Origin of the sequence: Pedobacter jamesrossensis (assembly GCF_042650905.1) — a bacterium.
GTDB lineage: Bacteria > Bacteroidota > Bacteroidia > Sphingobacteriales > Sphingobacteriaceae > Pedobacter > Pedobacter jamesrossensis.
In genome coordinates, this window is sequence record NZ_JBHSBY010000139.1 from 76,100 (window position 1) to 88,314 (window position 12,215).

The 12,215-nt window shown below is 37.9% G+C and carries 11 protein-coding genes; 8 read left to right on the forward strand and 3 right to left on the reverse strand.

Going from position 1 to position 12,215, the window contains the following annotated elements; genetic code table 11:
• The first annotated feature begins 51 nt into the window (after positions 1–51).
• Positions 52–513 (forward strand): MauE/DoxX family redox-associated membrane protein, encoded by a 462-nt coding sequence (locus ACFOUY_RS17440; RefSeq protein ID WP_378962492.1) that lies wholly within the window; start codon positions 52–54, stop codon positions 511–513.
• A 112-nt stretch (positions 514–625) separates the two neighbouring features.
• Complete coding sequence (locus ACFOUY_RS17445) at positions 626–1,003, forward strand: hypothetical protein (RefSeq protein ID WP_378962493.1); 378 nt, start codon at positions 626–628, stop codon at positions 1,001–1,003.
• Positions 1,004–1,045: 42 nt separating this feature from the next.
• Here ACFOUY_RS17445 and ACFOUY_RS17450 read toward each other — a convergent pair whose 3' ends face one another.
• The 3 genes from ACFOUY_RS17450 to ACFOUY_RS17460 are packed head-to-tail and all read right to left on the reverse strand — an operon-like array spanning position 1,046 to position 6,405.
• A complete protein-coding gene (locus tag ACFOUY_RS17450; RefSeq protein ID WP_378962494.1) occupies positions 1,046–2,416 on the reverse strand; it encodes a RagB/SusD family nutrient uptake outer membrane protein in 1,371 nt (456 codons plus the stop codon).
• Positions 2,417–2,435: 19 nt separating this feature from the next.
• Positions 2,436–5,666 (reverse strand): SusC/RagA family TonB-linked outer membrane protein, encoded by a 3,231-nt coding sequence (locus ACFOUY_RS17455; RefSeq protein WP_378962495.1) that lies wholly within the window; start codon positions 5,664–5,666, stop codon positions 2,436–2,438.
• A gap of 1 nt (position 5,667) precedes the next feature.
• A complete protein-coding gene (locus ACFOUY_RS17460) occupies positions 5,668–6,405 on the reverse strand; it encodes a TlpA family protein disulfide reductase (RefSeq protein ID WP_378962496.1) in 738 nt (245 codons plus the stop codon).
• A gap of 633 nt (positions 6,406–7,038) precedes the next feature.
• Between ACFOUY_RS17460 and ACFOUY_RS17465 the strand changes: the two genes are divergently transcribed.
• The 6 genes from ACFOUY_RS17465 to ACFOUY_RS17490 all read left to right on the forward strand — a co-directional run bounded on the left by ACFOUY_RS17465 (position 7,039) and on the right by ACFOUY_RS17490 (position 12,125).
• Positions 7,039–7,419 (forward strand): helix-turn-helix domain-containing protein, encoded by a 381-nt coding sequence (locus ACFOUY_RS17465; protein WP_378962497.1) that lies wholly within the window; start codon positions 7,039–7,041, stop codon positions 7,417–7,419.
• 55 nt (positions 7,420–7,474) lie between these two features.
• The gene (locus ACFOUY_RS17470; RefSeq protein ID WP_378962498.1) at positions 7,475–8,212 is read left to right on the forward strand and encodes a LytR/AlgR family response regulator transcription factor; all 738 of its coding nucleotides are present in this window, start codon (positions 7,475–7,477) and stop codon (positions 8,210–8,212) included.
• A gap of 250 nt (positions 8,213–8,462) precedes the next feature.
• The gene (locus tag ACFOUY_RS17475; RefSeq protein WP_378962499.1) at positions 8,463–9,551 is read left to right on the forward strand and encodes a sensor histidine kinase; all 1,089 of its coding nucleotides are present in this window, start codon (positions 8,463–8,465) and stop codon (positions 9,549–9,551) included.
• A 1,149-nt stretch (positions 9,552–10,700) separates the two neighbouring features.
• Positions 10,701–10,973 (forward strand): hypothetical protein, encoded by a 273-nt coding sequence (locus ACFOUY_RS17480; RefSeq protein ID WP_378962500.1) that lies wholly within the window; start codon positions 10,701–10,703, stop codon positions 10,971–10,973.
• Positions 10,936–11,415: a hypothetical protein gene (locus ACFOUY_RS17485; protein ID WP_378962501.1), complete on the forward strand. Its 480-nt coding sequence runs from the start codon at positions 10,936–10,938 to the stop codon at positions 11,413–11,415. Before ACFOUY_RS17480 ends, ACFOUY_RS17485 begins: the two co-directional genes overlap by 38 nt.
• 11 nt (positions 11,416–11,426) lie before the next feature.
• On the forward strand, positions 11,427–12,125 hold the full coding sequence (locus tag ACFOUY_RS17490) for a hypothetical protein (RefSeq protein WP_378962502.1): 699 nt from the start codon (positions 11,427–11,429) through the stop codon (positions 12,123–12,125).
• Positions 12,126–12,215 lie beyond the last annotated feature (90 nt).

The window sequence follows — 12,215 nt, forward strand, 5'->3', positions numbered from 1 at the left end:
ACTAGCACGAACTTTACTATACAATTATTTGGTTGTAGAAAGGGTTCAAAAATGGAAAAAAGTTATTCAAATAGTAGCACTACAAAAACGACAAACAGATATGGTGAGGTTTCATATTGGATTTGTTCCTTCGTGCTCATTGTAATCTGGTGTTATGCGGTATTTGCTAAGCTGTCAGATTTAAGACTTTATCAAAACCAAATGGAACAACAGCCGTTTTCCCACGGTGTCAAAACCTTATTAACTTATTTAGTCCCTTTTCTCGAATTAGCAGCTGCCGTGCTACTTATTGCAAATAAGTCAAAGCTCGGCTTATGGGTATCGTTCTCCCTATTATTTGCTTTTACCATTTACATTATCCTGATTTTGACCCATTTTTTCCCAAGCACACCTTGCAGCTGCGGTGGATTTATTTCAAAGATGAGCTGGGAGAAACATCTTTATTTCAATGGCATTTTAATTTGCTTTAATATGTTCTGTCTTTATTGGTTTATTAAAAAGAAGGGAGGTTAAGCGGCAAGGAGAGTGATTTCAAAAAAAATAATTATTAATTAACATGGGCAAAAGCCCGAATTTAGACCAACTTTTTCGCTTGTTTTTTCAATGTAAAAAGCATCCTTAAATTATGTATAAAATAATCAAAAATTTAAGCAAAGGCATACTTGCCGCCGCTTTCGGATTAGCATTAGTAATTAGTGGCTCTGCGTTTAAAGCAGACAGCAAAAGGGTACAGTATACCTTTAGGTATGATGGTGCCAACAAATCTAAAGCACAGGTTGAAACCTTAAGTAACTGGATTTATGATCCAAGTGCCGCGGGATGTGATGAAGTTCAACAAGAAGCGTGTATCATTCACGTGGATCAGGCTTTCGTTAACACCAGCGGAACACCAACTTTGGATCCATCGCTGAATTTGGTTGCAACACCATACACCTCTACCCGTGCTTATGTTTCTTCAAGTGATGATGAAAACATGGACATTGAAAACAGAACTGCCCAATAGTGTTCAATGAAAGCTAAGGGAGCAAAAATGCTCCCTTAGCTTTTAATTTTGCGGCATGCCTGTAGCCTCGATTATATCGGTAGGCAAAGGTAAGGCGTAGTATCGTGAACTTGGTTCCAGAGTAAACACCTGACTTCCGATTACCCTTTTTAGCGTAATGTTTGCGCCTTCTTTGTTGTACCGTTTAAGGTCGGCAAAACGCAAACCCCGCATCAATAATTCCTTCCTTCTTTCTTCCCTAATTTTTCTAATCGCATCAGTTTTATCTGTAGCAGTCACCGGAGAAAATGTAACTGTATTTCTCCAGCGGGATTTCAATAGCGTATTCAAAGCTTCCATCGATCCCGGCAAATCCCCTAGCCAGGCTTTACATTCCGCGCTGGTAAGATAAAGCTCATCTGTTGCCAGCCCTGAAAAATAAATCGTCCCGCTGGCGGTATAATTTCCTTTGAACTGCTGAAATTGAGCAGAAGCCCTAAAAAATGCAATTTTCCTCAAGTCGTTAACATTATAGCTGGCATATAGCATCGTATCAATTCTGGAATTTGTAGTATTATTGACTCCAAAATTACTCGAAAGCTCTGCGTACCAAATCGTTTCCTTATTGAACTTCTTAATCGGAACCGTACTGGTCAATGCAAGAAGGTCGTTGTCGCCATTATAATCCATTAACTTGTTATTTAATTTGAGTGCCTGTAAAGTATATTTTAGAGAAAGTTCATAGTCGTGACGGTATAAATAACACCTAGACAATAATGCCGCTGCAGCACCCTTTGATGGTCTTAGCACGTGCTGTGGATAGTCGGGCAATAATTCTAAAGCTAAAGTTGCATCTTCAACGACTTTTCTGTAGCAATCACTTACTGAGGCTCGTACTGAAGGCACATTAAAGTTTGAGGATGTCCTTAGCGCTATCCCCAAATCATTCTCTGAGGTTTTTTCATCGAAAGCCAATCCATATTGGTTGGTTAGCATAAGAAAGTAAAACGACCTATAAAATAAGGCACTACCTTTTGCATTGTCCCAAGAGTTGCTGTTTGTTGGGGTCCTTTCAATATTTTCCAATAGTTCCAGACAAAGGTTACTGTTGAATATTGCGGTATATGCCAGACTCCAGTCATTGGCATATCTGTAGGGCGTAGGTTGCCATATGTAGGCTTCTTGGGCTCTTACGCTAAGCGCATTGTAGCTGGCTAATGGCAGAAAAAAATCATCACTTGACGCCTCCCCAAATGATGGTGTCACTCTCAAGTTCATCAGGTTGGCGTCATCCAGCAGCCCCTGAACATCGGACAGCGTATTGGGGATCACCAATTTGGCATTTGATTTTACCTCCAGATATTTCTTACAGCTTAAAGTAAATAGCATTGAAACACAAATTAGAATGCTAATAGCGATATTATTTTTCATCATATTTTCATTTTAGTTTATTTTAAAAAGATCCTTTTATGCCAAATGTAAGCTGGCGGGAAGGTGGGAGTACATTTGCATAATCCGGATCGTAACCGAACCGGTTTGCTTTCCAGATTATCCCAACATTTTGCAATCCTGAATATATTTCAAGATCCCGAAATGGTGTTTTCCACTGTACGGTATTTAGCCTGTAGGCAAGCCGGATATAATCAAGGCGAATATGATCACCTGACATCGCATTAACTTCGGATTGTGCGTAAAATGCATCCCGGACGCTATTATTGGGATAAATAAACGATGGAACGTTAGTAGATGTTTCATCTCCGGAGTTCTGCCAGCGCTGGGTATACTCGTAATTCCCTTGTCCGCTTTCTATCAACCTTGAATAAGCCAGTGCAGGTTTTCTAACCTTATATCCCAACTTATAGTTGAGGTTTATGGAAAGACTCAGACTCTTAAAAGAAAATGTGTTAATTAGCGATCCAAAATAAGTGGGGCTGGCAGGCCCCATATAGACCACATTAGTACCAGTGTTGAAAGACTCATCCGCCATCGCATCGTAATTGGTACTTAGTTTCCCATTTAAGTAACCTTGGGGATTCCCTTTACTATCAAGCCCTCCCCACTTATACGCCGCAATAGCATACAAAGGATACCCGACAACTGGACTGATTACATTTCCGCCCGAGAGAAGATTATAAAATGGTGTTGAATTATCCCTTGAGTCGTACTTTGTCGTTTTACTTATATTATAACTAAAATACAGATCCGTAGACCAAGCGAAATTTGGTGTTTTTAGATTTCTGCTGTGGACGTCTAGATCTAATCCTTTCCCCATCATATTTGCAACATTACGGGTAATCACGTCTCTAGCGCCCCAGGTCGTGTAGTCGTAATTGGTTATTCCATATAAGTCTGTTCCTTTTTTGATGTAATAAGAGAGTGAGCCGGTTAAAACTTGCTTGGGAAGTTCAAAGTCAAGCTTCATATCTATTTGAGATAGCTGTTCCCATTTTAGGTTAGGGTTATTTATTGCACTTACTCTGGTGAAAGGAAAACCTGTCAAGGTATTGGTTCCGTAGCCGGCGATTGGTGAAGCAGTCTTGGTGAGGTCAACATTGCCACTATAACCGAACGTAGTTGTGATACGGAGAACAGGCAGCCATTTCAAATTATAAAATGGTTCATCGGAAATTTTCCATCCCAGGCCGGTTGACCACAGGGGTTTCCATTTATCATTTATATCAGCGCCAAATATATTCGATCCATCGCGCCGGATGCTTCCGGATAACAGGTAACGCCCTTTGAAACTATAAGCAAAATTCCCATACATACTTAAAAAACGGTAAGCTGTCTGGCTTAAAGTATTCACACTGCCTATTTGACTTGTGAATCCAGTCAGGTATTGGCGGTAAAGGCCAACCTCATCGACTGGCGTGAAATATAGCGGATCAGACTGATATCCTAACCTTCTGCTACCCCGGGATGCAGTATTGGCACTTCTTGCCTCAGCCCCTAAAATCGCGCTGATACTATGCAAACCAAAAATACTATTATAATTCACTTGAGCCCTAGCGGTTTGGGAATTTACCAATGCAGAAGTGGAATTCAAAATCCCTCCCCTTGGCACCGGATAAGTTAATACACCAGTTAAAGCATTGATCTGCGTAAATGAATTGATTAGATTTCTTGCCGCATAACTTTGCTCATCTGACGTGCGTTCAGAATCTGTATTCTGGCGCTGGTACTGATAATTAAGCTGCAGATTTAAACCTTTTATTATTTGATATTTAAGGCCGACATTCGCAGACAAATCCTGGGAGCGAGCATCAGTGTAGTCGTGTTTGTAATCTTCTGTCGGATAGTATTTCCAGTCCAGAAGTCTACCCTTTGCAAGTGTATCAGTATATGCTGACCTGAATTCGGTAGCAAGTCCTCCGGCTTGGGAAAAGTCTAGATATGGCGGATATCTGCTTCCAGTACTAATGGAGTTATAGGCTGGCCGACCGGTCTTTCCAACAAAATTTGTATAATAAACATTGGTACTGAGATTCAATCTTTCAAGCAACCTAAATTCATTTGCGAAATGTATATTTAGTTTCCTGGAAGTATTATACACTTCTCCCCTGTTTTGATCATAGGCAGCAGAAAGCAAATAGGTGTTCCTCTCACTTCCACCTTTTATATTTAGGCTATACTGTTGTAGGATGCCATAGGTATAGAAATTGTCCAGATAGGATTGTTGTGTATTATTCTGGGACAATAAATCTAAACGTCCGTCTGCTGTTGCCTGGGAGATTTGACCATTTCTTTTTGCTAAAAGAACTTCCACCACGGGGCTCAACGCATGCCAAGGGGTATTCGATATCCGGTCATTAAAATACCCAGCCTCGAAAAGCTTTTTTTCGAAAGCAATGTAATCACTGCTGTTCATTTGTTTTATTGAACTAAATCTTGGCAAGTCTTGGATGAGAATGTTTGCATTAAAGCCAATTTGCATAGGCTGGTTCAGTCTGCCTTTTTTGGTCGTAATTACAATTACACCATTCCCAGCTCTTGCTCCCCATATCGATGCGGCAGCTGCATCCTTAAGAACGGAAACATTTTCAACATCATTTGGATTGATATTATTGATATCGCCTTCATAGATAAAGCCATCAAGTACTATCAGTGGATCAAGGGGGCCATTTATTGTTCCCAGCCCGCGAATAGAAATATTAGTTCTGTTTTGTGGGTTATTGTTGCTTTTACCAACCTGAAGCATAAGTCCACTACTCTGTCCGATTATACGCTCTAGTATACTCGATCCGGACCGTTCTCCCAGAGACTTCTCGCTTATTGATGAAATCGTACCATTAACCTCATTCGGCTTGAGGGTTTGGTACCCAGTTTGAATCACGACATCCTCCAGCTGCTGTTCTTCTTCAGTCATTTTGACGGAGAGAACACCATTATTTTGTGAATATATCCTCACTATGGTTTTATACCCTGTAGCTGTAATTCTGATGGTATCCCCTAAGCTTAACTTATTCAAAGTGAAGTTACCGGAATTGTCAGCTATTGCCATTCCTCTTTTAGAACGGATACTGGCTGGGATTGCCCTGCCATTAAGGTCGGTAACTTTCCCCCTTAAGGTCTTGTCTTCCTGTGCCAAAGCAGTTAATGCCGAGAGCAAAATAAGTATAACCGCAAGACAAAAAAGCAGAAAATTCCATTTCATTTTTCTATTATTAAAATGATTAGTCATCATATTAGTCTTTTTTAATTTGTAGGTTTAGGCTTAATCCCGCAACGAGTTTAGCAACATTTTCATCAGTCAGCTGGTCTGCGCGAGTGATTGCCTTAATTCGACCATCTGCCCCTACCCAGATGTAATGGGGCATTGTTTTGATGGGAAACATCTCTCTGATAGTGGTACTGGATATAACCATCGGTAAAGAAAAATCTGTGATTTTACTTTTCTGTTGAATTAGAAATTTTTCCAGAGCCTCTCTTGTGTCACTTGGATAAGTATTGATCAACAGAAATTGAATATTCTTCCCATAGTGCTTTTGCATGGCATCCATTTTTGGAAATTCCGCTATGCATGGAGAGCAGTATGTCGCCCAAAAATCCAGGATTACTGCTTTTCCTTTGAAAGTTGAAAACATAACACTCGTGTCAGAGTAGTTAATCACATTCGATAAACTCAGTGTTGGAATTTTATCCCCTATCTCCAGTTGATCACCCGATTTGTTGTTTTGTGCATGAGAGATGTTGCTAGTTAAGATCATTGCAATAAATAAAATCCGGAATGCCCTTTTCCGCGATAGTCTTTCGAACTTTAATTCGCAATACGCCACTGCGGATAAAATCCGCAGTGTTTTGGCATCTTCAATTTCAAAAATGTTATTCTGCAAATTGGAAGGAACAGGACCCTTCTTATTAATTTTTGCCATAAAAAAAAAGCATGGCAGTGCCCTGGCGATAAAAAATATCGTTTTTTTCATTGTTTTTGGTTTAGTTGATAAAAGAGGTAGTAAAGAAAATGGTTAGAAAAACCAAGGCAGGTGCATTATTAAAGAACCTATTTTAATCATTAACCATTAGGAATGACCTGCCTTAGTCTGATAAACTATTCGGGAGAACAGATTACCAGACTAATTAAAATTATAAACGACCAGCTGAGAATAGGAATAAGACAAATTCTAGATTTTTTTAAAAAAATCAAATGAAAGCAGAGTTCTGCGAAAAAAGTTGTTTGTTTAATTTCAGTTGCTTTCATGGTTAAACTGCGTTAACCGAAAGAAAAAAGGAAAAGGGCCACCTTTACGCTTTATCTGACGTGAAGGTGTAGGACCACCACCGCTTTTCAACGGCCGAACTCAGATAAAGCAGGTGACCCAAATCCTTATGCTATACAAAGATAGCATAGGAATTGAGTTTTACCTACCTTCTCGTGTTCGAACGTCCTACTTTTCACCACAAGTTCTTTCAGTAATTACTCAATCCAAATGAATGGATATATGTTTATTAGCGTATTTCTATATCGTTAAATTTATTAAAGCTAAGATAAAAAAAATAGTTCAAATCCACAAGTGGATTTGACTTGAATCATCAAAATCAGTCACTTGCAATTGCAAATGGCAACTAAAAACAATGATCTGTTTTATATTGAAATCTCTGAGTTAGATTATCTCCTAATTGAAAGAGTTAAGGCATTAAGACTTGCCAAAAATTTCACCCAATTGCAACTAACACAAAAAATGAAATTAGCTGATGGCTTTATTTCAAAAGTTGAAACTTATACCGAACGAGCAAAATATAGTATTAGACATATTTATTTGTTAGCAAGCGCTCTCAATTGCAACATCCAAGATATTCTGCCACTAGAACAACCTAAACATGACATTGTTAGGTTGACGCTAAAGCGAAGTAATAAAATTAATAAAGACGGGTCTATTTCGCGAAAGAAATTTACGGAAGTGATTAAGATAGAACCTATTAATAACCGTCAAAATTAATTAGGATATGTAAAGTATTGAGAGTTCAACACATGAACTATTTAATCTTTGACATATGGAACAATTACGTTGCGTCGTTATAGACGATGAAAAACATTCAATTTCTATTCTCTCCGACTATATAGATGCTAATCCGCACCTAACGTTGGTTAAATCTTATCTGGATCCGCTTATTGCCCTCTCTGGAATCAGTTTGTGCGACAAAATCGATTTTATATTTTTAGATATCGATATGCCAGAGATTTCCGGCATTGAACTGGCAAAAAAACTGGTCAACAGAGCAAGATTTATTGTTTTCACCACAGCTTTCACAAAATATGCCATAGAAGCTTTTGAGGTAAACGCATCCCGCTATCTGGTTAAGCCTATTTCAAAACCCAAGTTTATAAAAACCGTATGGGATATATTGGATTCAGAAAGAAGGAAAATTGAAAGACTCAGGATTTTGCAAAAAAAATATTTCTATGTGAGCATTGGCGAAAGAGGACAAAAAATCAAGATTCAGAAATCGAAAATATTGTTCTTCGAGAGTTTAAAAAACTACATGAAAATCGTAACGGAAGAACAGGATTATACAGTTTATCTCACAATGAAAGAAGTGGAAAAAGAATTTTGGGGTACCCTTTTTTACAGAGTTCACCGAAGCTATTTTGTGAACGAAGAAAAAGTCGAAAAGATTTCAGGCAATACTTTGAAGCTCGGGGCTCACATCATTCCGATGGGCAATAGCTATAAGCAGGGTTTTATTGAGTTTTCAGAGAATAAAACATTAAGATCCGGCCGGAAGTCTTAAGCTGTTCTGTTAACGAAAAATCAACGATGGCTAATCAGCGTTTCATTGGAAATAATAATGATGCTGGATGTTGTTGGATCTGTCTCCATTTTCCGAATCGTTTGCTGCGATCTAAAAACAAATGCTGTTTTTTTGACCAGTTTTTTAGGGATCTGTTTCATGTTTTTATTTTGAAACTAGGCCCATTTTTTAGGGTAAAAAAAGTTATTACACCGCGATAAAGCGAGGTTACACCAAAAGCAATTATACCATGACTAAGAAAATTTTTGAATGGGGAAAACTGCAGAAATTGCACTTAATCGGATGGGCAGCATTTATTACATTAGAAATCGGATTGATCGGATTTTCTATGGGCTTCTTCGGAAAGCCGCTGAATTACACGCTCCATTATGCGCTCAATATTATATTGTTTTATACTAATGCCCACTTAGTACTGAAAGACAGTTTCTCAAAATCCAGGCCATGGACTAGGGTAATTATATTTATGGTATTACAAATTGGCATATATATTTTTGTGAGGTCCTACCTCAATTATGCGTTGTTAGACACCCGTAAGGGATTTGAGTTATCAACAATAATTACCAATTATAAAAGCTTCTTTCAATCTATGTGGAGAGGATTGTTTTTCATTGTTTTATCCTGTTTTTACTATCTGTTCTTGGAATTTAAAGATGAACGCTTTAGACGAGAACAAGCAGAGCGCTTGGAATACCTCAACAATTTGAAAACCAAAGAAATTCAAAATGAACTGAATGTTGCAAAGTATGAATATCTAAGGGCACAAATCAATCCCCATCTACTATTTAACACATTAAGTTTTTTGTATGATAGCATTAGAAAATTTAATGAAGATGCTGGACAAGCAGTACTTAACTTAGCAGACCTAATGCGATTTAGTCTGCACACAAAAGAATCAAATGATCAGTTTCCCAAGCTATATGAAGAATTAATTCAAATAGAGAATCTAATCTCTTTAAATAAAATCAGGAAAGACAAAGAGCAGTTCATAAATCTCAAGATTTCAAAGACTGCAAAACAGTTTAGATTTGTTCCGCTGGTGGTAATCACTTTACTTGAAAATATGTTGAAACATGGGAATCTGCAAAGGCCTGACCATCCAGGAGAATTAAGCATTAAGGTAACTAAAAACCAATTCAAAATATCCACGCATAATTTGATAAACACGAACATTCATCAATCAGGCTTCAATAAGGGAATGGATAACATCGAAAAGCGACTTAACCTCGCTTATGGCAATAAATTCGCAATGACCTACGGCAAAAACGACAAAAACTATTTTGTTGTCAATATAATTTTAGAAATTCATCAGGGAGAATAAAGGCGTTAAGCGAAAAGTAATTTTAAGCCAGGTTAATCTCGAGCCAAACCGGCAATTGTCGCTAGTTCCCTGCCAGCCCCTTACATACTTATCGACGCTAGCACGAACCAAGCTTGCCTTTAAATCTGATGATAAAAGAAAATAGTCAGGCCTCAAACTCGAGTCTCTTCCATGTGCATTTCGCAGAATCATAAAAGGTGTAAATTCTTTCGTTGGGATATAGCATTCTTATGACATCAGTCCAACCAAGAGACAAGAGTTTCTGGTAAGCCTTTTTTGATTCGGAAAAAAACAGAGCATTATCCCTGAACCTTTCCGGAATAAATAGATCGAGATTTGTGTATGCATCATGCGAACTACATATTGAATTGTTGATTTGGGGGCTGAATGGATTAAGGTATCTTTCGAAGATTTGACAGACCGAGGTTGTTGGTAATAAATGGTAGAGCCTGGTTTAATTCTTCGGCTCTTACTTTGCGTTTCGTTTTGAGTAATCATGGTAAAGAGATTTAAGCATAAATTTTATCAGTAAAACGAAAATCCCTTGGCGCCTACTAACGTAATCCCGATTTTTATTTGAAAAATTAAGATAATTCTTAGCTTGATATATTATCGACCGCTAACTTTTGCTAATTGCAAATGAATTTTAATATTTTGGCATCATTAGCCAAATTTGAAAGGATAATGTTTGGAAGAACTAAAGCAGATCTTAGCTCTACAAGCGAAATTGGAAGAAAAGATGGTAGCCCATTATGCTACTCTAAACACGATAACAAAAAATTAAAGCTGATTGCTCAAAGATTATGAGTCTTCTAGCCTAACCGCCCTATTTTGAGGCAAAATGTGCTTTTCTGACTTACAGAAGCAATTGACGAACTATTTTTGGAACTGCGAAATTTTGCTCCGTTACGTATTTGTTACGGTTTTTGAAGACAAATTCTTAACCCCCATTTTTTATTGCTTTATCCTTTCTATAATCTCTCATAGCTCGCTGTATTAATGTGGAAAATTTTCAGGTTCTTGAAATGCTAATATTCTTAGTTAAGACAATTATTAGCTACATTTGATTACGCTGTTAATTAGTGGTTTGTGTAAATAAATAAGACTAGCAGGGAGAAAATGAAAAATTAGGAACCAGAACATATTGCTATGAAAGACAAATACTCAATTCACGTACAACTACAATGCGCAACCTGTGGTGCCGAACAATTTGATTTTAATGAAGATAAATCGTTCGTTAAATGCATGACCTGCAATCGGGAATATCAAAATGGATATGATGAATTAGTGGAATTTAACCAAGAGCGTATCGCCTTGGAAAAAGAGCAGATTACGCACGAAATCGCCACGGATCTGAAGAAGGACATTACTAAATCAATTAAAGATGCTTTTAGAGGAAATAAATTTATTAAAATCAAATAAAGTGGACTGGAGTCTTATTATTTCCGTACTCGCACTGCTAGCATCGGCCGCAACCTATCTATTACATGATAGGAGATTAAAAAAACAAGAGCGACTCATTAACGACCATCAAATCCAGAAAATTACCCAAGAGCACAATGAGAATAACAAAGCAATGGTTAAAGCCCATGTTGTGAAACATCAAAAAGGTAAACGCGAGATTAAGGTATTCAATGCTGGAAAGGCTGTCGCAAAAAATGTGAATCTTGAAATACTTACAGATTTGAACGGTATGTCTGTAGACAATTATGATATTTTCCCATATGAATTTATGAACCCACAGGAAGGAACCCAATTTTTAATTTTTTTATACGAAGGTCCGGTAAACGTGATTAAAGTAAGAACTTCATGGGACGACGCGCATCAGCCAGGCAATAGTTATGACCAGATGCTTACCCTTTAATAACGATGGCTATGAGTACGGATTTTATGACCTTTATTGATAAACTTTCTCCCGAGGACAGGGACAAGGTGGTCGGCGATTTTTTAAAGAATTTAAAAGGTGAGACAACAGAGCCCCTCCTAATCAGGAAGACTTTTAAGATTTCGAACCAAGGAACTGAAGAAGAAATCAAGCAAAGAATAGCTGATGTTTACGGGGTCCCGGTAGATCAACTTCCTCCTATGGATATTAAATCCGAATTTCAAAGGAACAGGGATAATTGGATGCAAGTTTCTGAACTCATCGCACCCTATGAAATTTTTTTAAAGGGGCGGGCTAATACGAGTGTAGATAAATTTGAGGAACTAACGGACATAGGACGTTTCATAGTGGCATGGCCAGACCAATTACAGCTGATTGTGCCTGACGAACCAGTGAAATATCCGGACTTTACCGTCCGCTCGTCGGAACGAACAATCGGCATTGAACATACTCGCCTAATAAATCCAACGATAAAAGCAGCATTTAATAGTGCTAAGCAGGTTATTACAGAAGCCGAGGTTATTTTAAAAAACATAAACTTAGACTACAAACGGACTGTCAACATCTTTATAAATTTTTCGAAACCGGTTCTGGACGGCAACAATTTCTACAACAAGAAGTTCACACGTGGGGAAAAAAAACGAATTTCAATTGTAATCGCAGGTTATATAGAGGTATCCGCCCTATAAACTACATATTTGATTAACCCATTATATTTTTAAAGTTCTGCGGGTAGAGCTCCTTGATTTTTTTGTGGTTTATCGACATTATATTTTCCA